The 26,414-nt window shown below is 66.0% G+C and carries 30 protein-coding genes and 4 pseudogenes; 20 read left to right on the top strand and 14 right to left on the bottom strand.

The window, feature by feature from the left end; translation table 11 throughout:
• Positions 1–263: 263 nt before the first annotated feature.
• Complete coding sequence (locus tag ACOGXQ_RS10640; RefSeq protein WP_419943658.1) at positions 264–3,677, bottom strand: RCC1 domain-containing protein; 3,414 nt, start codon at positions 3,675–3,677, stop codon at positions 264–266.
• 184 nt (positions 3,678–3,861) lie between these two features.
• On the opposite strand from ACOGXQ_RS10640, the gene ACOGXQ_RS10635 reads away from it, so the two are divergent.
• Entirely contained in the window at positions 3,862–4,116 is a 255-nt protein-coding gene (locus tag ACOGXQ_RS10635) for a hypothetical protein (RefSeq protein WP_419943657.1), read from the top strand.
• 134 nt (positions 4,117–4,250) lie between these two features.
• Here ACOGXQ_RS10635 and ACOGXQ_RS10630 read toward each other — a convergent pair whose 3' ends face one another.
• Complete coding sequence (locus ACOGXQ_RS10630; protein ID WP_419943656.1) at positions 4,251–4,652, bottom strand: hypothetical protein; 402 nt, start codon at positions 4,650–4,652, stop codon at positions 4,251–4,253.
• Positions 4,653–4,963: 311 nt separating this feature from the next.
• Between ACOGXQ_RS10630 and ACOGXQ_RS10625 the strand changes: the two genes are divergently transcribed.
• On the top strand, positions 4,964–5,215 hold the full coding sequence (locus ACOGXQ_RS10625; protein WP_419943655.1) for a type II toxin-antitoxin system Phd/YefM family antitoxin: 252 nt from the start codon (positions 4,964–4,966) through the stop codon (positions 5,213–5,215).
• Here the strand turns inward: ACOGXQ_RS10625 and ACOGXQ_RS10620 are convergent.
• From ACOGXQ_RS10620 to ACOGXQ_RS10610, 3 genes are read right to left on the bottom strand one after another with little or no spacing between them, the layout of a single operon-like run.
• Entirely contained in the window at positions 5,170–5,703 is a 534-nt protein-coding gene (locus ACOGXQ_RS10620; RefSeq protein WP_419943654.1) for an FAD-dependent oxidoreductase, read from the bottom strand. The two genes, ACOGXQ_RS10625 and ACOGXQ_RS10620, sit on opposite strands and share 46 nt — an antisense overlap.
• A complete protein-coding gene (locus ACOGXQ_RS10615; RefSeq protein ID WP_419943653.1) occupies positions 5,678–6,019 on the bottom strand; it encodes an FAD-dependent oxidoreductase in 342 nt (113 codons plus the stop codon). The genes ACOGXQ_RS10620 and ACOGXQ_RS10615 overlap by 26 nt, the downstream gene beginning before the upstream one ends.
• A complete protein-coding gene (locus ACOGXQ_RS10610; protein ID WP_419943652.1) occupies positions 6,016–6,984 on the bottom strand; it encodes an FAD-dependent oxidoreductase in 969 nt (322 codons plus the stop codon). Before ACOGXQ_RS10610 ends, ACOGXQ_RS10615 begins: the two co-directional genes overlap by 4 nt.
• Before the next feature lie 113 nt (positions 6,985–7,097).
• Between ACOGXQ_RS10610 and ACOGXQ_RS10605 the strand changes: the two genes are divergently transcribed.
• The 4 genes and pseudogenes from ACOGXQ_RS10605 to ACOGXQ_RS10590 form a co-directional block, all read left to right on the top strand.
• Positions 7,098–7,271, top strand: a complete 174-nt coding sequence (locus tag ACOGXQ_RS10605) for a hypothetical protein (RefSeq protein ID WP_419943651.1) — start codon at positions 7,098–7,100, stop codon at positions 7,269–7,271.
• A gap of 346 nt (positions 7,272–7,617) precedes the next feature.
• The gene (locus ACOGXQ_RS10600; protein ID WP_419943650.1) at positions 7,618–8,040 is read left to right on the top strand and encodes a hypothetical protein; all 423 of its coding nucleotides are present in this window, start codon (positions 7,618–7,620) and stop codon (positions 8,038–8,040) included.
• A 223-nt stretch (positions 8,041–8,263) separates the two neighbouring features.
• On the top strand, positions 8,264–8,431 hold the full coding sequence (locus tag ACOGXQ_RS10595) for a hypothetical protein (RefSeq protein WP_419943649.1): 168 nt from the start codon (positions 8,264–8,266) through the stop codon (positions 8,429–8,431).
• A 485-nt stretch (positions 8,432–8,916) separates the two neighbouring features.
• Positions 8,917–9,737: pseudogene (locus ACOGXQ_RS10590) on the top strand (aromatic amino acid lyase); the annotation flags it as partial.
• Between the two features lie 240 nt (positions 9,738–9,977).
• On the opposite strand, the gene ACOGXQ_RS10585 reads toward ACOGXQ_RS10590, so the two are convergent.
• Positions 9,978–11,144: an ATP-binding protein gene (locus tag ACOGXQ_RS10585; RefSeq protein ID WP_419943648.1), complete on the bottom strand. Its 1,167-nt coding sequence runs from the start codon at positions 11,142–11,144 to the stop codon at positions 9,978–9,980.
• 120 nt (positions 11,145–11,264) lie between these two features.
• Between ACOGXQ_RS10585 and ACOGXQ_RS10580 the strand changes: the two are divergent.
• The 6 genes and pseudogenes from ACOGXQ_RS10580 to ACOGXQ_RS10555 all read left to right on the top strand — a co-directional run.
• Positions 11,265–11,732 (top strand): annotated as a pseudogene (locus tag ACOGXQ_RS10580) (hypothetical protein); the annotation flags it as partial.
• 16 nt (positions 11,733–11,748) lie between these two features.
• Entirely contained in the window at positions 11,749–12,723 is a 975-nt protein-coding gene (locus ACOGXQ_RS10575) for a transposase (RefSeq protein WP_419943647.1), read from the top strand.
• Positions 12,724–13,226: 503 nt separating this feature from the next.
• Positions 13,227–13,511 (top strand): type II toxin-antitoxin system Phd/YefM family antitoxin, encoded by a 285-nt coding sequence (locus ACOGXQ_RS10570; protein WP_419943646.1) that lies wholly within the window; start codon positions 13,227–13,229, stop codon positions 13,509–13,511.
• Positions 13,508–13,933, top strand: coding sequence for a type II toxin-antitoxin system VapC family toxin (locus ACOGXQ_RS10565; protein WP_419943645.1), 426 nt, complete (start codon positions 13,508–13,510; stop codon positions 13,931–13,933). Before ACOGXQ_RS10570 ends, ACOGXQ_RS10565 begins: the two co-directional genes overlap by 4 nt.
• An 85-nt stretch (positions 13,934–14,018) precedes the next feature.
• Positions 14,019–15,026 (top strand): hypothetical protein, encoded by a 1,008-nt coding sequence (locus tag ACOGXQ_RS10560; RefSeq protein WP_419943644.1) that lies wholly within the window; start codon positions 14,019–14,021, stop codon positions 15,024–15,026.
• Positions 15,027–15,099: 73 nt separating this feature from the next.
• Positions 15,100–15,537: a GFA family protein gene (locus ACOGXQ_RS10555; RefSeq protein WP_419943643.1), complete on the top strand. Its 438-nt coding sequence runs from the start codon at positions 15,100–15,102 to the stop codon at positions 15,535–15,537.
• A 53-nt stretch (positions 15,538–15,590) separates the two neighbouring features.
• Here ACOGXQ_RS10555 and ACOGXQ_RS10550 read toward each other — a convergent pair whose 3' ends face one another.
• From ACOGXQ_RS10550 to ACOGXQ_RS10540, 3 genes are all read right to left on the bottom strand, one after another.
• Complete coding sequence (locus tag ACOGXQ_RS10550) at positions 15,591–16,295, bottom strand: pyridoxamine 5'-phosphate oxidase family protein (protein WP_419943642.1); 705 nt, start codon at positions 16,293–16,295, stop codon at positions 15,591–15,593.
• Between the two features lie 101 nt (positions 16,296–16,396).
• Positions 16,397–17,323, bottom strand: coding sequence for a HalD/BesD family halogenase (locus ACOGXQ_RS10545; RefSeq protein WP_419943641.1), 927 nt, complete (start codon positions 17,321–17,323; stop codon positions 16,397–16,399).
• 4 nt (positions 17,324–17,327) lie between these two features.
• Positions 17,328–18,242: an NAD(P)-dependent oxidoreductase gene (locus tag ACOGXQ_RS10540; RefSeq protein ID WP_419943640.1), complete on the bottom strand. Its 915-nt coding sequence runs from the start codon at positions 18,240–18,242 to the stop codon at positions 17,328–17,330.
• A gap of 142 nt (positions 18,243–18,384) precedes the next feature.
• Between ACOGXQ_RS10540 and ACOGXQ_RS10535 the strand changes: the two genes are divergently transcribed.
• The 3 genes from ACOGXQ_RS10535 to ACOGXQ_RS10525 all read left to right on the top strand — a co-directional run bounded on the left by ACOGXQ_RS10535 (position 18,385) and on the right by ACOGXQ_RS10525 (position 20,496).
• The gene (locus ACOGXQ_RS10535; RefSeq protein WP_419943639.1) at positions 18,385–19,617 is read left to right on the top strand and encodes an LLM class flavin-dependent oxidoreductase; all 1,233 of its coding nucleotides are present in this window, start codon (positions 18,385–18,387) and stop codon (positions 19,615–19,617) included.
• 12 nt (positions 19,618–19,629) lie between these two features.
• The gene (locus ACOGXQ_RS10530; RefSeq protein ID WP_419943638.1) at positions 19,630–20,154 is read left to right on the top strand and encodes an exonuclease domain-containing protein; all 525 of its coding nucleotides are present in this window, start codon (positions 19,630–19,632) and stop codon (positions 20,152–20,154) included.
• 186 nt (positions 20,155–20,340) lie between these two features.
• Positions 20,341–20,496: a hypothetical protein gene (locus tag ACOGXQ_RS10525; protein ID WP_419943637.1), complete on the top strand. Its 156-nt coding sequence runs from the start codon at positions 20,341–20,343 to the stop codon at positions 20,494–20,496.
• A gap of 149 nt (positions 20,497–20,645) precedes the next feature.
• Here the strand turns inward: ACOGXQ_RS10525 and ACOGXQ_RS10520 are convergent, their stop codons facing one another.
• Positions 20,646–20,792, bottom strand: coding sequence for a hypothetical protein (locus ACOGXQ_RS10520; protein ID WP_419943636.1), 147 nt, complete (start codon positions 20,790–20,792; stop codon positions 20,646–20,648).
• A 329-nt stretch (positions 20,793–21,121) separates the two neighbouring features.
• Between ACOGXQ_RS10520 and ACOGXQ_RS10515 the strand changes: the two genes are divergently transcribed.
• A complete protein-coding gene (locus tag ACOGXQ_RS10515; RefSeq protein ID WP_419943635.1) occupies positions 21,122–21,424 on the top strand; it encodes an AAA family ATPase in 303 nt (100 codons plus the stop codon).
• A gap of 190 nt (positions 21,425–21,614) precedes the next feature.
• A complete protein-coding gene (locus ACOGXQ_RS10510; RefSeq protein ID WP_419943634.1) occupies positions 21,615–22,046 on the top strand; it encodes a PPOX class F420-dependent oxidoreductase in 432 nt (143 codons plus the stop codon).
• A 237-nt stretch (positions 22,047–22,283) separates the two neighbouring features.
• Here ACOGXQ_RS10510 and ACOGXQ_RS10505 read toward each other — a convergent pair whose 3' ends face one another.
• The 3 genes and pseudogenes from ACOGXQ_RS10505 to ACOGXQ_RS10495 all read right to left on the bottom strand — a co-directional run.
• Positions 22,284–22,673, bottom strand: coding sequence for a VOC family protein (locus ACOGXQ_RS10505; RefSeq protein ID WP_419947375.1), 390 nt, complete (start codon positions 22,671–22,673; stop codon positions 22,284–22,286).
• Between the two features lie 60 nt (positions 22,674–22,733).
• Positions 22,734–23,120, bottom strand: a pseudogene (locus tag ACOGXQ_RS10500) (VOC family protein); the annotation flags it as partial.
• Positions 23,121–23,267: 147 nt separating this feature from the next.
• Positions 23,268–23,432: pseudogene (locus ACOGXQ_RS10495) on the bottom strand (transcriptional regulator); the annotation flags it as partial.
• 266 nt (positions 23,433–23,698) lie between these two features.
• On the opposite strand from ACOGXQ_RS10495, the gene ACOGXQ_RS10490 reads away from it, so the two are divergent.
• The 3 genes from ACOGXQ_RS10490 to ACOGXQ_RS10480 all read left to right on the top strand — a co-directional run bounded on the left by ACOGXQ_RS10490 (position 23,699) and on the right by ACOGXQ_RS10480 (position 25,507).
• Positions 23,699–23,824, top strand: coding sequence for a hypothetical protein (locus ACOGXQ_RS10490; protein WP_419943633.1), 126 nt, complete (start codon positions 23,699–23,701; stop codon positions 23,822–23,824).
• Positions 23,825–24,407: 583 nt separating this feature from the next.
• A complete protein-coding gene (locus ACOGXQ_RS10485) occupies positions 24,408–25,073 on the top strand; it encodes a hypothetical protein (RefSeq protein WP_419943632.1) in 666 nt (221 codons plus the stop codon).
• A complete protein-coding gene (locus tag ACOGXQ_RS10480; RefSeq protein WP_419943631.1) occupies positions 25,025–25,507 on the top strand; it encodes a hypothetical protein in 483 nt (160 codons plus the stop codon). Before ACOGXQ_RS10485 ends, ACOGXQ_RS10480 begins: the two co-directional genes overlap by 49 nt.
• 38 nt (positions 25,508–25,545) lie before the next feature.
• Here the strand turns inward: ACOGXQ_RS10480 and ACOGXQ_RS10475 are convergent, their stop codons facing one another.
• Complete coding sequence (locus tag ACOGXQ_RS10475) at positions 25,546–26,391, bottom strand: response regulator (RefSeq protein WP_419943630.1); 846 nt, start codon at positions 26,389–26,391, stop codon at positions 25,546–25,548.
• Between the last annotated feature and the right edge of the window lie 23 nt (positions 26,392–26,414).

Here is a 26,414-nt window from a genome sequence, read left to right as displayed (position 1 = left end):
AGTCGGGTGGACGCCGAGGACACGGGCGAAACAGATAACCCCGCCATGCCCGGCAAAGCCGACCAGACGGGGAGGAATAGAGGAACGGTATCGGATCGCGCATCACGTATGAAAGATGCGCACGCCGCGCTGCCGGTCATGGCTCGACATGTGGCTCGCAAGCGGTAAGTTTGTGATTGAAGACTCCGGAACCGTCAATGCCTCGGCAAACGGCCGGGGTTACGCCTTTGCCAGGCAGCGAAGACTCACGCTGCTTCGGCCGTTCAGCGGGCTGGCAGACGTATCGCGAACGCGCCCCAGCAGATCACCGAGCCATCGGCGCGCAACGCGCAAGTGCCGCTGTGGACGTGTGCTTGCACCGCCGCGAACGCTCCCGATGGAGGGTCTGCTTGGCCGTCGTCGTTGTCGCCCCAACAGGTCACCGAGCCATCGGCGCGCAACGCACAAGAATGCCGAGAACCAGCGGACACAGCGCTGAAGCGCCCCGAAGGTGTGTCGAGCTGGCCGAGCTGGTTGTCACCCCAACAGGTCACCGAGCCATCGGCGCGCAACGCGCAAGAATGCGACAAACCAGCGGACACAGCGCTGAAGGGTCCCGTCGTTGCCTCGACTTCCCGAAGGTCGGTCGCCCAGCAGCTTCGCGTGTCCCCCCAGCAGGCCAATGTGCCGTCAGTGCGAAGCCCGTAGGACCTAAACGCCGTCGCGGCAACGGCGGCGAACCTGCCTGACGGCGCATCTGCTTGACCGGAGTCGTTTCTGCCCCAGCAAGTGACTGAAGAGTCTTCGCGCACTCCGCATGTGTACTCTTGGCCCGCAGACACAGCGGCGAAACTTCCCGTCGGCGCGTCCAACTGCCCGAAACGGTTGTCCCGTGGGCCATTGCTCCAGCAGGTCACCGTGCCGTCAGTGCGCAGTCCGCACGAGTGTGACTGGCCGCTGGACACTGCCGTGAATCTGCCGGGTGGTGAGCCCATGAACTCGACCCCGTCCTGCGAGGATGTGAAGCTCCAGCACCACGACCGATTGCCCCAGCAAGTCAGCGTGCCGTCTGCGCGCACCCCATGGGAGTGTGCGCTACCAGCGGACACCGCAGTGAACTCCCCCAACGGCGCGTCCGCCTGACCATCGTCATTGGCGCCCCAGCAACTCACGGAACCACCGAGCAGAACGCCGCACGAGTGCCACGTTCCAGCAGCTACCGCTGAGAAGGTTCCCGATGGAGGGTCTGCTTGGCCGAAGTCGTTTCTGCCCCAGCAGGCCACGGTGCCGTCAGCGCGTACCCCGCACGCGTGGAACAAGCTGCCGGACACCGCGGTGAACTCCCCCGACGGTGCGTTCGCCTGACCATAATCGTTGTTCCCCCAGCAAACTATGGTGCCGTCAGTGCGCAGCGCGCACGGTTGGAAGCCATCTTGGTTCAGCGCTGAGAAGGTCCCCGATGGTGCCATGGTCGGCGGCCAGTCGACCGCCTGTCCCCAATCGTTGTTCCAATAGCAGCTTTCAAGTGACTGCCCCCGTTCTCCCCAGCAGACCAGAGTTCCGTCAGCCCGCACTCCGTACGACAAGGTCGACCCCACCGAAATCCCTGCGAATGATCCCGACGGAGCGTCGACTCGACGGCCTTCTCTGTTGCCCCAGCAGGCCACGGTGCCGTCAGCGCGCAGTCCGCACCAGTAGTTCCTACCGGCAGACACCGCCGTGAAACGGCCTGTCGGCGGTTCCGCCTGACCGTGGTCGTTGTCGCCCCAGCACGCCAACGTGCCGCCGACCCGAAGACCGCACGCAGTCCCTGAGTTGGTGGCTACGGACGTGAACTTTCCTGACGGCGCGCTTCGCAGTTGCGAATACGCAGTCCCGCCCCAGCACGTCAGCGTGCCGCCGACGCGAACTCCGCACCCTGACGCCGCGCCGGTTGGGACTGTCGCGAAACGGTTCGGCGGCGAGGTCAGCGGTATCAGTTCCCCGAATTCGCTGTCGCCCCAGCACACAACGGCTCCGTCAGACTGAATTGCACACGCATGGCGCTGCCCGAAAGACACGTCCGTGAACGTTCCCGGCGGCACGTCCAGCACTCCGAAAGTGCCTACGGCCGAGAGATTGCTGTGTCTCCAACAGAACAGGGCACCGTTCGTGCGCACACCGCACCCCAAATCACCGTGCCCTAGTGAGGCGGATATCGAAGCAAAAGCTCCCGAGGGCGAACCCGCGTACTCGCGGCCGTGATGGTTGAAACAGGTCACCGTGCCGTCGGTCCGCAGCCCACAAGACCCGGAGACCGCAGTGAACCTGCCCGGTACTACAAACGGTTGTCTCACGTCTTCGGCGGGTCGGGGACGGTCGAGTTGCGCACAGATCAGCGATCTGTCAGTTCGCACCCCGCACAGTCCCGGCCCGCCGAAGGAAAGCTCGCTCAACGCTCTCAATGACGCGGGGGCTCGGCCAAGATTCTTCTGGTCTCCCCAGCAGGTCGCCGTGCCGCTGTCGCGCACTGCGCACGAGAGTCTCTGGCTAGCAGCTACCGCAATGAAAATGCCCTTCGGCGCATTCGTCTGCCCCCAGTTGTTGGCGCCCCAGCAAGCCAGGGACCCGTTGACGCGAAGCCCGCACGAGTGATTGTCGCCGCTGGCCAATTCGGCAAAGGTCCCTGAGGGTGGATCTGCCTGGCCGGCGAAATTCGCACCCCAGCAGGTCACAGTACCGTCAGGGCGCACGGCGCACGCATGGGCTCCGCCCACGGATGCCGCTGTGTACGCGGCGATGTCGCCTGCGGTCGGTGGTTGTTGTTCCGCCTTCTCGGTTGTAGTGCTGGTGCCTGCGGTGGTGTCGCCGCTCGCGCGTCGGCCCACGAGTTGAGCCGTCTCCCAGCGCGATGCACCACCGAGGCGTGTCATGTCTCGGCCCGTGATCTTGGCGGTCGGCACTGCAGCGGTTCCGCCAAGCACGAAGCCGCCTGGTTCGGCCGCGTCGAGTCGGGTCCGCTGACTGGCTGGCATGTCGCCGTCGCGAGGGCCGGCAAGCACGACACAGTCAGTGCCGATGACTCCGGCCAGTGTGATGGCGGAGTAGATGTCCGACTGCGCCTTCGCATCCGAACCGACCACAACGGGAACGTCACCGACACAGTCCGACGCGATCCACGGCTCGGCACCGTGCAGGAACACGCCGGGCTGCTGCACATCGGGCGGAGCCGGGAGTGAGGTGTCAGGCACGCTCGGTGTGTCCGGCTCCTGGCCCTCGGCCAGGGCACGGGCCTGGCTGCCGATGAGCTGAGCGGTCTCCCAGCGAGTCGCGCCGCCAAGACGCGTCATGTTCCGACCCACGACCTTGGCCTCCGGCACCGCGGCCTTGCCGCCGAGCACGTAGCCGCCAACCGTCGCCGCGTCGAGCCGCGCCTGCTGATCAGCAGGCATGTCCCCGTCTCGAGGGCCGGCCAGCACCACACAGTCCGTGTCAACGACTCCAGCGAGCGTGACGGCGCTGTAGATGTCCGACTGCGCCTTCGCGTCCGAGCCGACCACGATCGGCACATCTCCGGCACAATCCGACTCGGTCCACGGCTCGGCGCCGTCGAGATATGCATCCGTCGACTGCGCCGACACCGCAACCGGAAGCGCCAGCAGACTCGCCACCAGCGCAGCGGACATCACAGCGGCCACCAGGACCCGCCGCGTCAGCATCGACACACGCCTCCCTGAGAGCATCCCGGGAACGCTAGTCACGCACCACAGCTACATCTCCGGCGGCCCGCCGACAACCACCGCGGCACTCCCAACTCGCAAAGTGGGACTTGTCTCGCATCACTTCTCTCACGGCTTCGAAATTCGTCCTGGCCTCGCGTGGCCGATGGGTACGCTGCGCCTTATGGCGACGGTCGTTCATCTGCCAGACGACGTAGCGGCGGTTGTTGCCGAGCGCGCTGACGAGCGCGGCGTCACCGTCACGCAGTTCATCTGCGAACTCGTCGAGCGAGCAGATCGTCGGCGGGCGCTCGAGGCATTCATCGGCGGCGCCGATGTGCCAGTGCATGAGCCGTTCGACATTCATCGCGCCCGCGAGCAGCTGGCAGACGAACTCTTGGGTGAACACGACGCCCTGTTGAGACTTACGAACTCCTGAGTCGCGACATCATCAGCGCCGTTCTCTTGGTTAGGGTCCGCCGCGTCTTAAGTCGCGTGATCCGCTCACGCATTTCCGCAGGTCAGAGACCTGCGCATGGGGGAAAATCACGCGACTTGACTGATGGCGGACCCTTAAGCAGGCAGCGGTTCGTGAACTTCCTGTATCTGCTGGCTATGCCGAGTCAGCATCGTCGTCGACCGAGTCGGAGTCGCTGAGCCGCTGCTGGTATCCGAATCCGGCAGGTTGCGCCACTGCGCACCCAGTGCCGCCCCGGCGTCGTGAACGATGTCGAAGACTTCGACATCGGTCTCAGAGGTCGCTACTGGACGCGGCAACTCGAACGTGATCTCGATCTCGCCCGTCTCTGCGTCGCCTGATACCACGGGGTCAATGACGCGGTCCTCGACGAGCAGGTGTTCCATCACTTCGCTGACGAATGCGCACACTTCGTCGTAAGTCAATGCCCTCGCGCCGCTCTCGTCTTCGTGCGCGATGCCGATCCTGCAGGTCGCCTCGGTGCGTGCTGCGCTCATCCCCACCCCTCGGTTGTCATGCACTTTCTCATCTGTGCTCTGGTGTTTCGTAGGCTGCGATGATCCGACGGTGTCGCAGACACGGCCACGATGTGCTTGCCGCATTCCGTTGGGCAGTACATAGCAAAGTGTCCCTTGGTCTTCTTGATGCGCCAACCATGGTCCTCCGCTACTCGGAAAAAGCGCTCGTAGTCCCTGTTCCGATGTCTCGGCCGCTCGCTCGCCATGAGTGGCTGACGCTAAAGCGTACGTGGCGGGTTGTCGCCAGATTTTTCGCCCGTGCGTCAACATCTTGAATGTACAATTTGTACATGACCGAGATCGCGTTCAGCGACGCACGGAATCGTCTGGCTGACGTGATCACCGAAACCAGCCGATCCGGCGAGCCGATTTCAGTGACGCGGCGCGGCCGCCGGGTCGCAGTGATTCTGAGCGCCGACGCGTTCGACCAACTCGTCGACCGGGCCGACGAAGCCGCGGACTGCCGCGCACTCGACGCGGCTCGGGCCGAGGACGACTACGTGCCGTGGGACGAGGTCAAGGCCGCCCTCGGACTCGAGTGAGCCGGCACATCAGTGAGCCAGTACACAGTCGAGATCTCCCGCCGGGCCGTCAAGGCGATCGCAGGGCTCGAACGCAGCGACCAGCCGAGACTGACCGCTGCAGCACCCACAGCGTTGATCGCAGTCTCGATAGCGTCCTCCGACCAGCCGCCCATGAACGACACATCGTCACCGGCGAGGTACACGTACGTGTCGCCGACGCTTCCGGCATTGAGGAAGTCGCTGTAGAGGCGCTGTAGGTAACGGTCCTGTTTGGGCAGATTGAGCTTGAACGCGCCGTGATAGTCGGCTTGGCTCATCCAGTCGATGAACACTGTGTTCGTTTCGTAGTCGCCGTTGAGCGGCACAAGAAATGAGGCGAAGTCAGCGCTGATGCGTGCCACATCCTCAACGAGCTGCTTTATGCGGGATTCCTTGTCGACAGGCAACGCTATCTGTTTCGCCGAGTCGTCCTGCGTCCTGCTATGTGTAGCTGATGAGCACCACACCCGGCGCGTCGGGATCGGTGGACGCGTAGTCGAGGCAGTAGAGACCGCCGATGAGCGTGTCGGACTGAATGTTGGCCGGGAGGCCGGAGTTCTTGAGCCGGAACTTGTCCTCGGTGAGCACGAACGCCTTCGAGGAGTTCACGACATGCAACTCTTGCATGGCCGACTGGACGGTGGGTAGGCCGGGAGGCAGCAGTGTGCGTTTGAGACCCAAGAACTCGATCAGGTTCGTGTTCGTCTGAGTCGCCCACTTCGGAGCGGCCCATATCACACGGTCGTAGTAGCGAACAGCGTCAACGTCGCTGGTGAGTTTCACCGAGCGGTCCGGGTGCTGTATTCGACGGTAACGACTCTCTCGTTGATGTGATTGTCGAGCACCTTGCCGCCGCCAACATCGGCATTGGCTATCGCGTCGAACACTGACGCGATACCACTCGGAACGAACTGCTGATCGGTTTCGAGTTCGTTGACGAATAGCCGGAGAATCTCGAGGAACTGCACCGAGTAGAGCGACCCGAAGCCGCCCGAACCCACACCGATGGTGCCGAAGATCGCCATGTCGTCGTCTGTCCAACGTTCCCCACCGGGCGGTGTCGTGGTGCGTTGGAAGATGCGGCTCAGTCCCGCGCCGAACGACAAGTCCTCGAAGTTGTCGATCCACGGTTGCCACGCGGCAAGCGACCCGCGGAAGTCGCCGTCGATCATCAGCTGAGTGATCCTCGCCGGTGCCATTAGCGTTGTGCCGTCCTCAAGGATGGTGTCATCCTGAACGAGCGCGTTGAGTCCCGCGGTGACGGTGGCGAACAGCGGCGGCGCGGGCTGATTCGCTTCCCATGTGAACGACTGGCCGTCGAGATGCAGCAACGTCGTGACCTTGCCCGGGTCGGGGAAGTTGGCATCGTACGCGATGCCGAACTTGTCCATGTACCAGAACAGACTGGCTTCGGACGGCGGGAACCTCATCGCGCCCATCTCGGCGATGAACGTTTCGTTGCCCGCGAACGGCCGGCTGTAGGCCCGTCCGTAGCGTGACGATGAGTGGTCGGTTGAGTAGATGTCCACCGCGACGCCGATGCGAAGAAGTTCGTACGCGGTGACGACGCCTGCAGGTCCGGTGCCGACCACAGCGATCTTGTAGAGATTCGGATTGTCGAGTTCGGCCAGCCCACCCGCGGCGTCCGCTTGATCGAGCACGTCCTTGTAGCTCACGAGCACGTCGATTTTCGACTGCACGTATTCCGCGTCGGGCGGTTTCGAGCGCAGATTCGGGATGAACGACATGGGGAAGTCTCCTGATCGGTGAATGAGTCAACAGATTGGACACATTGACGAATAGAGCGGCTACGCTGCCGACTTCGTGCCCGAGCCTCTGGCACCGAACAAGAGGCCCCCACGTGAAACGAATTCTCACAGCACTGTTCACGGTCCTGATCGCCGCAGTGTTGACGCTCACCGTCACCGCCCCGGCACAAGCGGACGGCGGCGCTTCCGGCGACACAGACACGACCGTTGAGATACCCGACGGCTTCGAGGAACAGATTCTCGATACAATCGGCGACGAGCTCTGACCAGTCAGAACTGGCGTAGAGGCACGACACGCTGGCCATGCTTCTTCGGTTACGGAGGCTGCGACGCGGTTGACACCGACACCGGCTACCTCGACTGCGACGGACCGCTCATCGACGAGCTCGGCGTTAGCTGGAACGGCAGCAGCTACGATGACATACACATCATCCCCACCGGATTCGGGTGGCTCTACAGCCCACCGGGAGCTACCGAAGCGACTCTGCTCTACAACTCCATGCACTCTTGCCTAGACAAGCACGATCTCACGGTGTCGGTGCGCAGCTGGGCCTCGATCTTCCAACAGCTGTGGTGCCATCTGCTCGGCAACGCCATTGGCGGCGGTGCTTCGTGGGACCTCGAAGGGCGCCGCTGTTCGACGTGGAACCCGGCGACTTGGTTCTTGCGTCGCTGCAACTGGTAGCGATGCGTATTCGCTCAGTCCGAGCGCCGCTCAACGCCGTCGTCCAACGGCGTTCTCTCTCGCCATGGGCGGCGCTGGGGCTTTGGGCACTCGTGTCGGCAGCGATCACGTTCGTGCTCGGCTACTGGGCGTGGGGCACTGCCTTCATCGGCGCTGACTGGGACGACCCGACCGAGCCGCGGCATGTCGCCGGAGCGCTCGTAATCGCAGCGATCATCGCGTCGTCTTTCGCGGCCGCGGCGATCGCACGCCGTCGAACGGTGATCGCGGTTGCTGTTGTCTGCGCGCCGCTGCAGGTCTGGTGGTACGTGTCCGTCGCAGTGCCGATTGCCGAATCGATGCCCAACTGATCCGCCGTTCTCTAGGGTTCTAGATGTGCGTCGCTGAAATGGCTGGGGCTGAAGCAAGCCCATTCTTGCAGGTCAGCGCGCTGCATGATGCCCGGAGGAAAACTGCGACACGCCACTAGGTGTGCTGCTGAGGTAGGCGGAGATCCTCTCCTACTGTGCGGTGCAAACTGATGGGTGCCTGCACATCGATGTGCGCGAGTACCGAGTGGGACGAGAGCGGCGGTTGGCAGAAGGCACTTTCGATCGAGACGCAGCAGATGTCGTGTTCCGACACATCAGCGACCATCTCTACGACCTCAGCGATGCCCACCTGGACCTGAGCGTCGACAAGCTATGCAACGACGAACCTGACGCGTCGCCCCCGGACCGGGTGCGCATCATTCCCAAGTAGGGCTCAGCGAGCATCCGCGATCGCACGGCCGGGTCCGAACTGTGACACGTATGTCAGCGGGGTCGGGTTTGTGGGCGCGTGATGCGGGTAGACAACAGCCGGCCGTGTTGTGTCAGCGGAACTTGCAGCCTTGCGCCCAGCGAGCCGCGCTGACTCTACGGTCGGTCTCTGATCCGAACACTTGGGCGAAGAGGTACTCGTCGCTCAGGGCGCGATTGAAGCGTGCGACCCTTCCGTCGGTGGCAAGTCGATAGAGCTGCGTGCGGCCGTGTCTGGGTGCGGCGTTGGGCGAGCAACTCGGCGACACTCTCGAAGGCGATTTCGAGCCGCAGTCGGTGAGGACACCTCATCACTGCAACTGCGTTGGATCAAGACCAGCCTTGGGCTCGCTGCCAGAACCCGCGCATTGTGTCGGCTCATTCGTCGTCGAGCGCGTCGACATCGGTGACTCGGAAGTAGTCATCGGCAGCTGCGTACCGGTAGGCATCGCCGCTGACCGGGCGTTCGCCGCCGACCTGTTGGCGCTGCGACCCCATCCCGGTCAGCAGGCCAGCGCCGCCAATCTTCGCACGGTGCTGGCGGGCTCGCCCATCGTGGCCAGCCACCGTCATGACGACGACCGTGTGCAGGACGCCTACTCCATCCGGTGCACCCCCCAGGTGCACGGCGTGGCGCGCGACACCCTCGACTTCGCGGCAGGCGTGACTGATCAGGAATTGGCTTCGGCCATCGACAATCCGATGGTGCTCCCCGACGGTCGCATTGAGTCGTGCGGCAACTTCCATGGAGCCCCAGTCGCCCTGGCCGCCGACTATCTCGCCATCGCCGCGGCCGAGGTGGGTGCCATCGCCGAGCGACGCATCGACCGGCTACTCGACTCCAAGCGTTCCCATGGCCTGCCGCCGTTCCTCGCCGACGACCCAGGTGTGGACAGCGGCCTGATGATCGGCCAGTACACCGCCGCTGCGCTGTGCGCCGAGAACCGGCGCCTGGCCGCCCCGGCTGCAGTCGACTCGCTGCCCACTTCGGCCATGCAGGAGGACCACGTGTCGATGGGTTGGGGAGCAGCCCGCAAGCTGCGCCGAGCCGTCGCCAACCTGCGCCGCATCCTGGCCATCGAGTGGGTGACGGCTGCCCGCGGCATCGAGCTGCGAACGCCGCTGCAGCCCGCAGCCTGCTGCGCACCGCCGTGCCCGGTCCAGGACCCGACCGCTGGCTGTCCCCCGAACTCGCCGCCGCCGATCAGATGCTCATCGACGAAGCGCTGGTGCCCGCAGTCGAATCGGCCACCGGCCCTCTGATCTGACCCCAGGAAGCAGCGCGCGGCGGCTAGGAGGCTGGTCGGAAAGCCGCTATTTCGGCGTTTGTCAGATGCAAACCCGCAGGTCAGGGACTTGCTGTGTCGGCAAGATCCCCTTTTCCGACCAGCCTCCTAGGGGACGAGCCGGGAGCGCTGGGCAGTGAGCCATCCCCGTGACTACGCCGCCGCGTACGAGGGGTTTGCAGCCTCACCCGCTCGGGCGACCGGTGGGGTTTCTCGCAACCGCTAAGCCGGTGGTTGGCTCGCGTGGGAGATCATGTGGTCGAGATCGCACACGGTCTGCGGGCCGCTGCTGGCCGTTTCGGTGCTTCGAGTGACCAAGAATCGCTTGTGGGCGCCGACGATGTCGGCCGTTTCGTTCAGGCGAGCCATGTCTGCGCGGCTCGGGTTGGTGGTGAGCTTGACCTCGATGGCCCAGAGCTCTGGTCCAATCTTGACGATCAGATCGATCTCCCGGCCGTCGACGGTGCGCAGGTGCGATGCGCTGAAGCTTGTCCCGGCTTGTTGCATCGCAGTCAGCACCTGGTTGATGGCATGCCCCTCCCAGCTCGCTCCCACCATCGGATGGCCAAGCAGGTCTGAAGGGGTGCTGACGCCCCACAAGCTGTGCAACAGCCCGCTGTCGCGCCAGTAGACCTTCGGCCTCTTGGTGAGCTTCCTGCGCACGTTCGCGTGGTAGGCGGGGAGGCGCCTGAGCAGGAATGCGCCTTCCAGGTAGTCCAAGTAGTCGTTCACGGTGTGGTACGAGAGGCCGAGGGCACGGCCTGTCTCGCTGGCGTTCCACTGCTGGCCGTGTGATGCCGCCAACAACTCGAAGAGCCGCTGGGTCGTCAAGGCCGTAGCCGGCAGTCCCCACGACGGCAGGTCGCGCTGCGCGAGCAGGCTGAGGTAGTCGTGTTGCCAGTGCGGATAGCCCTCGATGTCAAGCACTCCGCCGTCGGGAAACCCGCCGCAGCGCCACAGGCGCTCGCGGCTCTCGACCGTCAGCTCCTGCCACGACAGCGGCGTCAGTTCTGTCACGCTCAACCGGCCGGCGAGTGACTCCGAGACATTCCTCATGAGCGACGGCGAGATCGAGCCCAAGAGCAAGAAGCGCCCGTTGCGGCGGCGGTCCGCGTCGATCGTGCCGCGCAGACGCGGGAATATCTCCGGAGCGGCCTGGGCTTCGTCGATCACGACCAAGTCGCCGCCCCGGGCCATCTCCTCCCATTCAAGATCAAGTCGCAAGCGGTCTGACTCCAGCTCCATGTCGTAGTAGCGGACGCCGAGCGATCGGGCGAGGGTGGTCTTGCCGCACTGGCGCGGTCCCACCAACGCGACAGCGGGATAGGCAGAAAGACGGTGCCTCAGGAGCGAGTCGTGCGTGCCAGCGGCGATCTTGCGTTCCAGCATTGCTGCTGAGCCTAGTGCCAGATTCTATTTCTTGGAGAAAGAACTTCTACTTTTATGCACAACAATTTCTATTTTAGGCCCAGTTCCTACAGCGGTAGGTGGGGCTAGCCCTGATTATTCATGGGTGTGTGGGCTGGGGCTGTTTGGGTCCGCGGAAAAGCCTCTCTGGCCTGCGACGATGCATGTCCGCAAAGAAAGCATCGGCGGGTTCAGGGGGGCATCTGCGAGGTGAAACCTGTCAGTGTCGCGAACGCGTGTCTGGCAGGCGGCGGGGATCGGGTCGTGTGGGGTGCGGGGCTGTTCGCTTTGGGGGGCTTCGCGGACTGCGTGGGGCTGACCGGCGCGCTGTCGGCCGCGGTGCCCCGACGCGGGGAGCGCGCCCCGGTTCATGATCGGGGCGCGGTGCTGGTGCACGCGTTGTTGACGGTGGCTGCTGGCGGGGAGGCGTGCAGCGACATCGAGCATCTGAGAGCGCAGCCGGAGCTGTTCGGCGGTGTGGCGTCGGACTCGGCGCTGTACCGCACGATCACCGGTCTGGGCGCAGGCGGCCCCGCGGCGCTGCTGGGCGCAGCAGCGCAGGTGCGCCCGCAGATGTGGGCCGGTCGTGACCGCAGCGGCCCGCTGGTGGTCGACATCGACTCCACGCTGGCGGGTGGTCCACTCGGAGAACAAGGCCGGCGCGGCGCCGCATTGCAAGCGCGGCTACGGGTTTCATCCGATGATCTGCTCCACCGCGGACGGGGAGCCGCTGTGGGTCAAGCTGCGGGCGGGCAACGCCGCCGCGAACAGCATCGCCGATCATCTCGAAGTGCTCGACGCGGCCGTGGGGACGCTGCCCGAGCGCGACGCGGCAGGCCACCGCGAAGGCGACGACAAAGAGCTCGCAGAGCGCCCGCTGGTGGTGAGCATCGACGCCGGCGGCTGCTCAGCGACGCTCGCGGCGGGACTCGCGAAGCGCAACGTCGGGTTCGCGGTCTCAGCGCGTTCCGCGCCGGCGATCGAAGCAGCGATCCGCCGTGTCGTGGGCGAGCCGGGCCGCTGGCACAACAGCCCCGAACGGTCCAAGCAGCGCAAACGCAGCCGCGCTCAGGTCGCGGACCTCACCGACCTCGCCGACCTGTCGGGGTGGCCTGAGGGGACACGGCTGGTGGTGCGCCGCGAGCCGCGGCACCCCGGCGCGCAGCGAAGCCTGTTCGAAAGCGACAGCTTCCGCTGCTGGGGGTTCTACAGCGACCAGCAAGGCGACACCGCGCAACTCGACCGCCTGATGCGCTCGCACGCCGACGTCGCCGACGCCGTGCGCCGCCTCAAGGACAGCGGCCTGTCGCGCATGGCGTTCACCGCGTGGAACGCGAACAGCGCATGGGCCGCCGTGCGCATGGTCGGCCTCGCGCTCGTGGGATGGTTCCAGAACGCCTGCCTCCAAGGCGCCCTCGCCAAAGCTGCGCCCAAACGGCTCCGCCGGCAGCTGTGGCACCTGCCAGCGCTCGTGTGCACCAGCGCACGGCGCACCCTGCTGCGCCTGCCCGAACAACACCCCGGCACCCGAGCGCTGCTCGCCATCGCACACCCCCGCTGACCCCCTCCGCGCACCCAGCCAGCACAGCTCCCCGCCCAGCGGGGCAGCCCCGCCGCGCCCGAACACACACCCGGCCCGCCCCAACGCCCCAACCGCAGCCATCAACGCACCCACGACGCACCCACGACGCACCCACCAGCACCCCAAAACGCCCAGACCGCAAAAAGCGAGCAAAGAACACGCCCAAAAGAGGCTCAACAGAACTCTCGTGAACAATCAGGGCTAGGAGGCTGCTGAACAATCGCCGAAATCGCCGATTCACGGACACAAAGCCGCAGGTCAGAGCGTTGCAGACTTGCCCGGATCCGAATAAATCAGCAGTCTCCTAGTGCCGCGTCAGCAAACGTTTGCGCGGTTGCTGGCGCCGTCGCTTCGCCTGCGAGCAGGCCCTCCAGCGATCCCCGCCACAGCGAAGGTTGCTTGACACGGCACTAGCTGCTCGCGGATAGCGGCGCCCAGTAGTGCGACCTATCTAGTCATTCTGATCTGACTATCATGGTCGAATGAGTTCCAGTGCAGTGTCCGTCTCCGAACTGAAAGCGAATCTGTCGCACTACCTGCGTCAGGTGCGGCGAGGCGGTGAGATACAGGTGACTGATCGGGGCACGCCGGTCGCGAGGCTCGTGCCGCCATCGGCGCCAGAAGACGAGCATCTCAGCAGACTGATCACGTCAGGGGTGCTCCGGGCAGGCCAAGGAGATGCGGCCGCTGTGCTCGACGAGCCTCCTCTGCAGATCCCGACCAGCCTTGCGGAGGCGTTGGCCTCCGAACGAGAGGATCGTGTGTGAGGTACTGGGACACCTCGGCGATCGTGCCGCTCTTCGTTGCCGAATCGACAACTGACGCAACGCGATCGTGGCTGCGTGACGACGACGTCATCGTCACCTGGGCGTGGTCGAGAGTTGAAATCGCGGGCGCGATTGAGCGACGAACGCGTGACAGCGAGCTGTCACGCGACCAGCGCCGCAGCGTCATGAGTCGCCTCGAGGAGTTCAGCGCGACCTGGCACGAAGTCGTCGAGATACTCGCCGTGCGGACACGCTCGATGTCGTTGCTGGCACGGCATCCGCTGCGGGCGGCCGACGCTGCCCAGCTCGGCGCCGCATTGCATGTCCAAGAACAGCTCGGCGCCGGGTTGCCGTTCGTGTGCTTGGACCGGCGTCTCACCGAGGCGGCCGAGCGCGAGGGTCTGGCTGTCGTCGCAGCGTGAGCGTTCGTCCTTGCCGTCTGATGGAGGCTGCGGCGCGGTATACCCGAGGTTGCTGGCAACCGGACTGACAGGAGCCGCTACGGACATGACGAACCGATTTGTTGCAGTGGTGGCGTTTGCGGCGCTTGTGCTGTCGGCGCTGTCGCTGTTTGTCGCCTTGGGTGCGGCAGACGACGAGACGCCGGCTGTCTCACAGGCCCTGCCACAGACGAGCGTCCCGCCCGACGCAGATGACGGGAGCGATGCGGGAGCTGCCGCCGAGTCCGCAGCGACCGCCGAAGCGCCTCCGACACCGTCGACCGTGCCGCCGGTGACTGCAGCCCCTGCGGCACCCACCAGCGAAGCCAGTCAGCCGACCGCCTCGACGGTGCCCGACGATGCGCTGCCGGGAACACCCGCGGCGCTCGGCCCAGCGGAAGGCACCCGGCTCGGTGTCATCGGCGTCACCCACGACGACTGGCTCAACCTCCGCGAGGTGCCCAACGGGACGATCGTGGCGACCCTCTCGATCCGCATCGGCAATTCCGCTGCGGAAGGGCCCTCGCTGCTCGTGCAAGGGCCAGACGGCGTCGGCCATCTCGCAACGCTCGATATCGTGGGACTCATCGCAACCGGCCGCACCCGTGACTTGGCAACGTCCACTTGGCATGAGATCCAAGCCGGTCCGGTGACCGGTTGGGCGAGCAGAAACTATCTGGCGCCCTTCGCATCAGGGCAGCGTCACGATGTCACCACCGAGGTCTTGCGCGGCATCGGCGATGCCGCGCAAGCCGCCACCTTGCACGAACTGGCGACATCGGTCGTCGAGCAGTTCGCCTCAGCGACCGATCCGGTGTCGCGTGTCAGGAACGTTGCGCCGCCGAGCGCGTTCGAAGGCGTCGTTGAAGTGGCCTTCGACGTAGTCGGGCTGCCGGACGACTCCGCGCGCGGCTACCGGCTCTACATCGATGCCGAACCGGCCGGCGACTGGATGGCCGCCGGCATCGACGGCGACCTCGCCACCGACGCGGGGCCGTACACCCTGCGCCAGGTTTCGGCTACGACCCTGTGCTACAGCCATCGGGGCGTCAGCGACGACGGCCGCTGCAACTGATTCCGGAACGGCCTGCGGGCCATGGGAGAATCGAGCGTTCCCGACGGCGCAGTGGGTTATCGGAGGTGCTGCGGTGAATGGATTGGCGGAGTCGGGCGCTGAACCGACGGCCTCGGGCCATTGCTTGTGCGGTGCCGTGAGCTATGAGGTGCACGGCCCGATCCGGCAGGTGTGGAACTGCCATTGCTGGCGCTGCCGGCGCTGGACGGGTCACTACATGGCGGCGTCAGGATGCGATCGTGACAACCTGCGGTTCGTGGCGGACGATTCCTTGGTCTGGCACCACCCGGCAGACGACCCCAACGTGGCCTACGGCTTCTGCAGCGAGTGCGGTGGGTCGCTCTTCTGGAAGGTGTTGGAGGGTCCAGAGGAGCAGATGAACGACATCGCCATCTGCGCCGGCACGCTCGACTTGCCCTCAGGCCTGCACACCGAGATGGCCATCTTCACCGACGATGCAGCCGATTACCACACGCTCGATCCGGCAGTCCCCACTCGGGGCGGCGAATAGGCCGAATTCCGGTCGTCGCATCGGATTCGACTCGTCACATCGGATTCGACTCGTCACATCGGATTCGACAGACGGGTGTCGGGGGTGCGGTGGGCGAGATGGGCGATGGCGGTCGGCGTCGGGATGCCCTCGGTGAGATCGGCCGACGGCGCAGGCAGCTCGAACCGAGTCGTCAGCGGCACCACTCCAGCCCACCAGTTGCCGGCCATGTCCTCGGCGTCGTCGACCGGATCGCCGGACCGCACCTTGGCCGAAGCCTCTGCCAGCGGCAGCTCCAGCACGAGCGTCGCCCGTAGGTCCTCGGTGCTTGGCGGCCGGGAGGTGTCCCAGTTGGCGACGATGTGGTCGGTCACCAGCTTCAGCGCACGTTCCTTGGCGACGGCATCGTCGATGCGACGAGCCAGACCGCGCACCACCACGCAGCGGAAGTTCATCGAGTTGTGGAACGGCGTGCGCGCCATCACCAATCCGTCCAGGTGGGTTACCGTCACGCAGATCTCGGCGCCTTCGCCGGAGTTCAGCAGGTGGTTCGCCAGCGCACCGTGCAGGTACAGGCGCTCGTCGTCGCGCCCGTAGGCCATCGGCAGCACGAGCGGCCCGTCGGGTGTGTCCACGCCGACATGCGCGATCAGGCCGGCATCGAGGATCTCCCGCACCTCGTCGCTGCCGTAGCGGCCGCGCTCGGCCATCCGCCGCAGCCGGGTCCGGGCCGAGGGCGCCGGGGTGCCGTTGCCCGTCGATGTGGCTGATTCGCTCATGGCCGCACCGTACGCGGCGTGCTGCGACTTCACACGTTGATTTTCCGGCGCCTCGGGCGCGCCCGACAGTTGCCGGGAGCGGAGGAGGGGGTTGACCTCGGTCAGTCGAGCAGGTCGTCGTCTCGCACGCGGCTGCGTTCGGCTGCCTCGTGTTCGGCGAGCACCCGCCCGAAGAGCTGGCGGGTTCGCTCGAGTCGACCGATGACGCCGGGCTGGTGGGTGTAGGCGAAGATCGCTGCGTGGCGTGGCTGCGAGTTCGGCGCCACCCGGGTCACGCGGTGCAGGGAATAGCGACCGCGGAAGATCTGCAGGTCCCCAGGCCGCAGCTCAAGGGTGTGAACGCCGTCTTGCCCCCCGGCCAGCAAAGCTCCGATCTGCTCGAAGCCCTCGTCGGCGGCGGATCGCACTGCGGGTGCGTACTCGAACAGGCCGCCCTCGTCCGAGGGCTGCACCAGCACCGTCACGGCGAAGTCGTTGGTGTCGAAGTGCCACGGGAACTGCTGGCCGGGATCCAGGATGTTCGCCGTCAGCCCTGCCAGCGGGTCGGCGTAGCAGTGCAGCGCGTCGATCTCGAGACAGTCAGCCAGCAGGCGGCAGACCTGGGGTGCACGGAACAACGTGTCCATGGCGCACACCGACGGCCAGGCATCGCCGGGGATGAAACCGCTCGATCGCTCGGTGAACGTATTCACCGGATGGTCGTCGGCGAACTCCGGATTGACGTGCGTGTGGAAGTACGGGTTGATGACCTGCATCGAGAAGTGGGTCTCCGGCTTCACAGCCACGATCTCATCGTTGAGCTGCCGGACCCCTGCCAGCGTCACGAAGCTCTCCAGCACGGCGCAGCCATCGGATCGCAACCCGCTGCGGGCGCGCTCGACCACGCTCCAGTAAGCGCCGTGGCGCGGATCGTCCGGATGCAGGTCTCGCCCGTCCAGCGGGTAGCGCTCGGTGTCGATCAGCCGTTCTGTGTCGGCTGCGGCGCTCGCTTCGTCCCGACCCGATCGCGTGTTCACGGTCGAACTCATCTCGTCAGGCCTCCCAGTGCGGAATCCAGTCGCCGTCGAGCCGCAACGACAGGTCCGCGTCGTCTTCTATGCGGCGCGCCACGCTGAGTTCCGGGGCATCGTTGCCGTACCGCTCAGCGGCACGGGCGAACGCCGCGCGAGCAGCAGCAGTCATCGGCAGGTCAGCCCCGACTGCGTCCTCCAGCTCAGCCAGCAGTCCCAGGTCCTTGAGGCACAGGCCCAAGGAGAACGACGGGTCGTAGTGACCGGCGAAGATGCTGGGAGCGTCATGGCGGGCCGCGAAACTGTCTCCCACGCTGGCCTTGATGGCCTCCCAGAGGTCGCCGAGTGCCACGCCGTTGCGCGCGCCCACCGCCAGCCCCTCGGCCAGCGCCGCGGCGCCCACGAACCACAGCTGGTTCGTGACCAGCTTCGTCACACAGCCGGTGCCCAACCCGCCGCAAGCGATCACCCGCCCGAGCCGCTCCAGCACCGGGCGCACACGATCAACCGTCTCGAGCTCGCCGCCGGCGAACAGCGTGAGCCTGCCGTTGCGGGCACCGTCCACGGCGCCGGTCACCGGTGCATCGATCACGGACACTCCCGGCGGTGCCTCGGCGACCAGACGGCGGATCAGCTCGGGTCGGCTCGTCGTCAGGTCCGCCCACGTAGAACCTGGCGACAGCGCCTCCAGCGCTCCCGCATCGCACATCACGGACTCGACGTGGGCAGGAGCGGGCAGCGAGGTCAGCAAGACATCGACGCTGCTGGCCGCTTCCGCAGCCGAGCCAGCTGCAACCGCACCGGCTGCGACCGGGGCCTCCAGCGCCTGCGGGTTCAGATCGAACACCCGCACGGAATATCCAGCGCGGGCGAGGCGAACGCACATGGGCCCGCCCATAGTGCCCAAGCCGATGAATCCGACGTTCGCTGTCTCCATTGCGGTCTTGCCCTCGTACGGCCCTCTGACCAAACACTAGTGTCTGGTCGATCCGGTCTCTGCCGCCCAGTCCAGCTTCTCGGGAATCGCAGACGGCCTCCAACGTAGGATGGCCGACGGCCCGCGACCACGGAGGCGATTCATGAAGTTCGGCATCTTCTACGAACTCCAGCTGCCGCGGCCGTGGAACGACGACTCGGAATATGTGCTGTTCCAGCAGGCGCTCGAGCAGATCGAGCTGGCCGACCAGCTGGGCTACGACTACGCGTGGGAGGTCGAGCACCATTTCTTGGAGGAGTACAGCCACAGTTCCGCTCCGGAGGTGTTCCTCGCTGCGGCCAGCCAGCGCACCCGCAATATCCGGCTGGGCCACGGCATCGTGCAGCTGCCCACCAACCATCCCGCCCGGGTGGCCGAACGTGTCTCCACGCTCGACATCGTCAGCGGCGGACGAGTGGAGCTGGGCATCGGCGAGGGCTCGTCGGTCACCGAGTTGCACCCCTTCGATCGTCGCTTCCGCGACAAGCGCGTCGTCTGGGAGGACGCCGTGCGCTGCCTCATGCCGATGTTCCAAGAGGTGAACCACTCCTACGACGGGGAGATCTTCAAGTTCCCCGCACGCAACGTGGTGCCGAAGCCCTACCAGAAGCCGCACCCGCCGCTGTGGGTGGCGTGCAGCCAGCTCGACACGATCATCATGGCGGCCCAGCGAGGCATGGGAGCCCTCGGCTTCTCGTTCGTGTCCGCCGATGCAGCCCGCGCCTGGGTGAACGCCTACTACAACAACTACCTCAACCACCTCGACCTGCTCTGCGACTACCAGACCAACCCCGGTGTCGCCGTGGTCAGCCCGTTCATGTGCGCGGAGACCGACGAGGAAGCTCAAGTCAAGGCGGAAGGCTGGACGTTCTTCCAGTTCTCGCTCGTCTTCTACAACTCCCACGGCCCGGTCGAGCCGGGCTCGGTCAACCTGTGGGACGAGTACCAGGAATGGAAGAAGTCGCCGAAGGGCCGCAAGGCCAGCAACAACGTCGGCTTGGTCGGCTCACCCGACACCATCCGTCGCAAGCTGGAGATGTACGAAGACGCCCATGTGGATCAGCTCATCCTGCTGAACCAGGCCGGCAAGAACACCCACGAGGACATCTGCTCCAGCCTCGAGCTGTTCGCCGCCGAAGTGATGCCCGAATTCCACGAGCGCGACGCCGAACACCAGGACTGGAAATCAGCGGTGCTGGCCGGCGATGTCACCCTGGAGGACATCGACACCGACCTGTACCAGGTGATCACCAACCAGACCCCGGTCGAGAAGCGCGAGGAGATCGAGCGCAAGCAGCGCGAGGCCCGCGCCCGCCAAGCAGTCGGGCTGAGCTAGCAGGCCCGTGGAGTGAGCCTGAACCGGATTGTGGTGATCGACTGCGAGACGACGGGTTTCGCACGGCACGATCGCATTGTCGAGATCGCCGCCGTCGAACTGGACGTGAACAGCGGCAATGTCGCCGACGAGTTCGAGTCGCTCGTCAATCCGATGCAAGGGGTCGGTCCGAGGCATGTCCACGGCATTTCGCAGTCGATGGTCGAAGCGGCGCCGACGTTCGGCGAGCTGGTCGACACGCTGGCGCCGCGGCTGCACGGGGCGACGCTGGTCGCCCACAATCTGCCGTTCGATGTCAGGTTCCTTCACCAGGAGTTGGAGCGTGCGGGTGTCGCGTTCCATCCAGGCAACGGCTACTGCACCTACCGCGCGACAAAGCTGACCCTCTCGCAAGCATGCGCGCATTTCGGCATACCGTACGAAACCCAGCATCGCGCCCTGGCTGACGCCCGAGTGACGGCACGGCTCGCCACAGCGCTGCATGCACGGATTCCGGTGACGGCGAATGGATCGACGAGTTGCCGCATCGGTGGATGAGCCGCCAAACACACCGGCCTTGGCGTCCAATGCGACTGGTGGATGCCGTCCAAAGTGGAGCGCAATGGGCGTCCATTTTGGGCTCTTCGTGTTTTTGTGGGTTGAGGGTGGGTTGAGGGTCCGCGGGTAGGGGTCGAGGCCTTGCTGGGATCGGTGTTTGTGGACACCGAGCCTTGGAGGGCCTCGATGGCGTGTGATGTTGTGTCGGTGCGGCTGTGGCTGCCGCAGACCAAGGCGCCCGGGGTGCTGGTCGACGCGGCCGGGGGGTGGTGGGGGGGTGCGCTCGACGGTGACGCGTCCGGTGTGCCCGCGTTGCGGTGCGGAATGCGGGCGGACTCATGACCGACGCGACAAGAGGGTCCGTGACCTGGGGGTCTCGGGCTGCGTGACTGTGCTGGTGAACGGCGACACAGGCAAGGCGCCCGCGATGGTGCCCCACCGGCGCGAACCCCACCACCGCGGCTGCCGAGCCCGCCCACAGCCGGTCCGCGTCAGCGAAGAACGAACCCCCCCACCAGCATCGAGCACACCGCCGTGAGCACCTTCGCTCCCGACCCGCGGCCCGCCTGCGGCGGCCGCACCGTCTCGCCGACCAAGCCCTCCAAGCCCAGCCGGCCCAATGATCCGAGGCCGGCCATGTCGGACCCGATCAAGGCGCGCTATGTCCTCACGAGACTCGCCGCTACGCAGTCTCGAACCGAAGCGCGTTGACGTTGAACTGAGGCGATCTGGCCGACACCAAGGCGGTCAAGGTGGGGCGGCTCATGCCACCCGGCGAGCGCTTCGCGGAAGTGCGCAGGCGCGCTGCCGGTGGGATCGCAGCGATGTCGGTTGTGCCCAGGATCTCGGTCGGTGCGCAAGAAGAACATCGTGAGGCGAGTAGTACAGACATCTTCGGGCGCGCAAAACATGCACTGGGTGATGTGCAAAACCGACAGTCACATCTGCGGATGGGTATCCTGCAGCCGTGGCCCTCTACGTCGAGCGCATGGCAGACGCCCTGTTGCGCGAAGTACTCGACAGCGCGCCGGCGGTGATCGTCACCGGCGCGAGAGCCTCGGGCAAGACGACCACGGCAACGCGTTACGCAGCGTCCAAAGTGTCGTTGGACAATCCCGCCGAGGCGGCGGTGTTCGACGCGGATCCCGATGCCGCGCTGCGCGGTCGCCCCGAGCCGGTGCTGCTCGACGAGTGGCAGGCGTGCCCTGCTGTGGTCGGCGCCGTGAAACGCGCGGTCGACGCCGAGGGCGCGCCGGGCGTTTCATCCTGACCGGCTCGGCTCGCTTCGATGCGGACCCGTCCCTGTGGCCGGGCACCGGGCGTCTCATCCGCATCGCGATGGCGCCGATGACCGTGCGAGAGCAGATGGGACGACCGCGACGGCAGTTCCTCAGCGAACTGGTGACGGCCCCGAGGCGAGCGGGCATGCTGGGCTGAATCGGCGGGAGACAGGAGCATCCATGACAGCATCAGAACCAGCAGCCATGAGCGCCGAGGCTCAGGAACTGCTGCGCAGACCGAACTTCGCACACCTCGCCACCATCCGTGCCGACGGCACGTCGAGCATCGCCCCGGTATGGATCGACCCCGTCGACGCCTCCACTGTGATCGTCTCCACCGCAGACGGCTCGCACAAGGTCCACAACCTGCGGCGGGATTCTCGCGTGGTCATCTCGGTCGTCGACATCGACAACCCCTATGAGGAACTGCAGCTGCGCGGCGTGGCCGAGATCGAGCCCGACCCCGAGATGGTCGTGCTCGACGCCCTCAGCCACAAGTACACGAACCAGCCGTTCCGGGTGCGCTTCGAGGGCTGCGTCACGCTGCGGATCACCGTCACGTCGTTCCGCCACACGGTTCACCCCGAGGAGCACACCCCCGCCGACCGCTGAGGCAGCGCGCACAACGCCGCCCGCCGGGCCTGGTTGTTGAGCCGTTGTTCGGCGCGAAGAACGGGAGGCCGGTCCGCCTGAAGTCGGCTCAAGGCCGAGTGCTCAGGTTCCCCTGTGCAAGCAGTGAACTCCGCGCCTCCCGTGGAGCGTCACCATAGCCACGAGGCTGTGGCGCAGCTCGCTGCTTCACAGTCTCGAACTGGACCCGGGTTGGCGTCAGGCGACCGGTGGTTGTTCTCAGGGCTTGACGGAGATGATCTGGATGAGGTTGCCGCAGCTGTCGTCGAACACGGCAATCCAGGCATCGCCGACATCGGTCGGGGGTGTGGTGAAGGTGACGCCGGCCTCGGTCAGCCGCTCGTGTACGGCTTCGACGTCATCGACGGCGAATTGCGCCAGCGGGATGCCATCGGCCATCAGGGCGTCGCGGTAGGGCTTGACCGCCGGGTGATGCGACGGCTCGAGCAGCAGCTCGGACCCGTCGGAGTCGTCGGGCGAGACGACCGTCAGCCAGCGGTCTTGGCCGAGCGGGATGTCGTGGCGCTTCTGGAATCCGAGCACATCGGTATAGAACGCCAGTGCTTCGGTCTGGTCATGAACGAACACGCCGGTGAGTTCGATGCGGATGGCCGGGGTCGTCTGCGACTCGCCATCGGGTGTCGCCGTGGCGGGCGTGGGGTCGGCTGGCTGCTTCTGCGAGATGAGCTGGACGAGATTGCCGCAGGTGTCGTCCAGCACGGCGATCCAGACCTCGCCGACATCGGTCGGGGGCACCGTGAAGGTGACGCCGGCCTCGGTCAGCCGCTGGTGTTCGGCTTCGACGTCATCGACGGCGAACTGGGCCAGCGGGATGCCATCGTCGACCAAGGCCGTGCGGTAGGGCTGCACGGCTGGATGGCCGCCCGGGTCGAGCTGGAGCTGGGACCCATCGGGGGCGTCAGGCGAGACGACCGTCATCCAGAAGTCGTCACCGATGGGGATATTGGAGTGTTCCGCAAACCCCAGGACGTTGGTGTAGAAGTCCATGGCCTTGAGTTGGTCATCGACGTACACGCTCGCGAACGCAATCTTCATGGTTGGGTCCTTTCTTGGCCATCGCCGATTGATCTCCGACAGCGGTGCAGGGTTGAAGAAGTGGTGCTTGCAGCGGCCTTCACGTCTGGTTGAGACGAGGCCGGCTTCCTCCAGGACACCGAGGTGCTGAGAGATCGCCTGGCGGGTCGAACTCAGCTGGTGCTTGGAAGCGAGCCGTGCTCCTATCTCGAACAGTGTCTGGCCATCGCGCTCGGCCAGCTCGTCGAGGATGATTCGACGCGTCCGATCCGCGAGGGCTTTGTAGATGTCGGCCACTGGCACGTAGCGTAACAGGCAAGTGATGACTTGCATGTCGGCAAGAGTCAGCGCAGGGCGGCGCAGATGGCGGACTCGCCGCTGACGGGACTGCTTTCTCCGGTGTTCGGCCCCGCCGCGCTGGGGTGGTGCGTCGCCGTCGATGGGACCGGCATCGGCGGTGTTGCCGACCTGCCGGGGTGGTGCGACTGTGGCACCCTGCTGAGTCAGGGTCGAGCGGCCGATGATCTTGAACTACTACTGCAGTGCGGCCGCTGTGCTGGTGGGCGGCGTTTCGGGGCTGTACGCGGTGCGGTGGCTGCGTGCTGCACGGGACGCCGATCTACGTGTCGACCGGCGTGGGCCGCGAGCGTGGCAACGCCCCGCAGCTCCGATTGGGCGTGCGCCCCTCGATCGGCATCGTCGACTTGGCGGGTGGCGATCGATGACCGGCGCTGAGCGCCGACGATTGTCTGCCCGCTGACGCAGATCGACAAGCCTCACCACAGAGTTCACGCTCACCCGAGAGCGGCGCTGCGGCATGATCGCTCTAGCTGTCGCCGCCACCAATATGCGGCTGAGGCGTGAGGCGCGTCGGATTCGTGTTGCACCCCTTCCGTACGGTTGTTCCTGTGTTGAGGGACGGATCTGGCGGGACCTGACAGGCAAGGCGAGGCGATTACTGCGGACGCTGTCGCCGCCGGAGGCAATCACGCCTCGGCAGATGAGGCAACCGCTGAGCTCTTCGCTCCTGGCGATGCGTCCGGCGACCACGCTCGCGCAACCCATGTCTCCGCCGACTACGCAACTTCCGACGTCGCACCAAAAGGACCAGAGTCCACCGAGCCCGCTGGCCCGCTTCCTTCGTCGATCGATTTCGTCAACCCCGACGTCGGCCAGGTCGCACTCGGTCCTGCCGTTGCGGACGCCGCCATCAACCACATTCGCTCGGGCGCCTGCGCCGACGATGACTCAGCAGACCGCGGTCCCTCAGGCCAACACTGCGCCTGCCGCTTCCCCGGGGGCGGCGCCGTGCCCGACCCGGGTCCTGTCGGCCCCGAGCACGACGCACGCGTGCCTGTAAGGGTGCGCGCCGAGCTGGTGGCCGCCGCGGCCGGCGAGGACACCGACGCCACACGTCGCCGGGTGCGCCAGGCCGAGGCCGACCATTGCGTGGAGCGCGCGATGGAGCGCTTCGAGCGGCAGCGCCAGGCTCGCGGTGCGGGCTGGCAGCGCGACCACGAAGGAATGCTTCGGCTGTGGGCCAAGCTCGACCCCGAGGTCGGCGCCGCGGTCGAGGCCAATCTCGAGGCGCTGCGGCGCCAGTACTGGCTCGACGACAAGCAGGTGCGCAACGGGCGCCGCACCCCCGCCCAACGCGACGCCGACGTGCTCGCCTACACCTTGGCGGGCGTCACCCTCGTCGAAACCGGCGCAGAACCCGGCCACCGCCTGCGCGTCGCTGAACAGCTCCCCCACCAGCGCAGCGCGCGCTGCGGGATCGGGCCAGTTGATCTGCGGCTTGGCAGCCCGCCCGTAGTCGTCACGCGACAGCGAACCGATCAGCTCCGCCGCGGCACCGACGCCGAGCCCGCCCAATCAGAATTCTCGGTCACGCGGGAGAACGCACACGCCGTGACCTACTTCCCATGCCCGAACGCTCGGTCGATCCTGCACGGGCGCTGGTGCTCTCGCTGAAGCCCAGGTTCGCCGAGGCGATCCTGGCCGGCACCGAGACGGCCGAAGTGCGATGGATATTGCCGCGCATCGCCATTCGCACGCTGGCGCTGCTGTACGCGTCGGGTAGTGAGCGAGCACTCGTCGGCACATGCGTGGTCCGCAGCGTTGACCGGTACCAAGCCGACGAGCGATGGCACCTGCACGGTGCCGATACCGCACTGTCCAAGACCGAGTTCGACGCCTACCTCGATGGCCGAGACTGCAGCGTGGTGCTGCTGCTGGAACGTCCCGAACCGCTGACCATCCCAATTCCGCTGCACACACTGACCGCATCGAAGCCATCCCGATCTGCGCCCTGTGGAACTGACCGCGAAGGCGCAACCAGACTCGGATCGCTGACGGTCCGCGCGGACGCGGGGTTCGCCTCACATGCGCTACCGCAAATCCCGTGAACAATCAGGGCCAGCCAACCCGTACCGATGATCGCCGGTTACCCGGCGACTTCGGCCAGCAAGTCGTCGATGACGTGGGCCATCTGGCTGTAGTCGGGACGCTTCATCAAAAAGGCGTCGGCACCGAGGTCGTAGGCCTTGGCGCGGTCCTCCGCGGCCTCCTCGGTCGTCAGTGCGACCATCATCACCTTGTCGAACTCATCCGAGCCCCGTACCTCGGCAAGCAGGTCGAAACCGCTCACCACCGGCAGCTTCAGGTCGAACAGCACAAGGTCGACTTCGGAGGAACCGACCGTGCGCAGGAACGAGAGGGCGTTGGCGCCGTCGTGCGCCACACGTACCTGGTTGCGCGTGCCGGCCTCTGCCAGCGCCAAGGTGAGCACGTCGACGTCATGAGGGTTCTCCTCGGCCAGCAGCACGTGAACGGTGTCGTCGGGAGCATGCAGGACGGGCGGTTCGAAGCCGCCCGCTCGGTCGACGGTTTGCGACTCGGCAGTGATGTGCTCCACCGGCACGCCGAAGCGCCGTTGCAGCCGATGCGGCAGATCCAGATGCAGCCACCGGCTCGCGCCCGTCGGCAGCGTGCTGAGGATGATGAGATCGGGATTAAGCCGGTCGATGGCGAGGTTGACCGCGACGACGGGATGCGCGGGACCCACCTCGCCGGTGACCTTGGCGCCGATGTCGTCGAGCGCATCGAAGGCCTGGCTGAGTCGGCGGCGCGCGCCTGCAAGCGCCCGTGCGGGATCGGGTCCGTTCGCACCTGTCGCGGGGACGACGATGTGAAAGCGGGTCTCCGGGTCGACCGCCAGGATGTGCTCGACCCGTTCTTGCAGATGGCTTCCGACGAGAGTCTGATTGGCCACGATCAGGACGTGTCGCATGCCGGGCACCTCCTCTGGCAGCG

This window comes from Candidatus Poriferisodalis sp., from assembly GCF_965208485.1.
Classification (GTDB): domain Bacteria; phylum Actinomycetota; class Acidimicrobiia; order Acidimicrobiales; family Poriferisodalaceae; genus Poriferisodalis.
The sequence above is the reverse complement of the archived record's forward strand: the minus strand, read 5'-3'. Positions and strand labels throughout refer to the sequence as shown.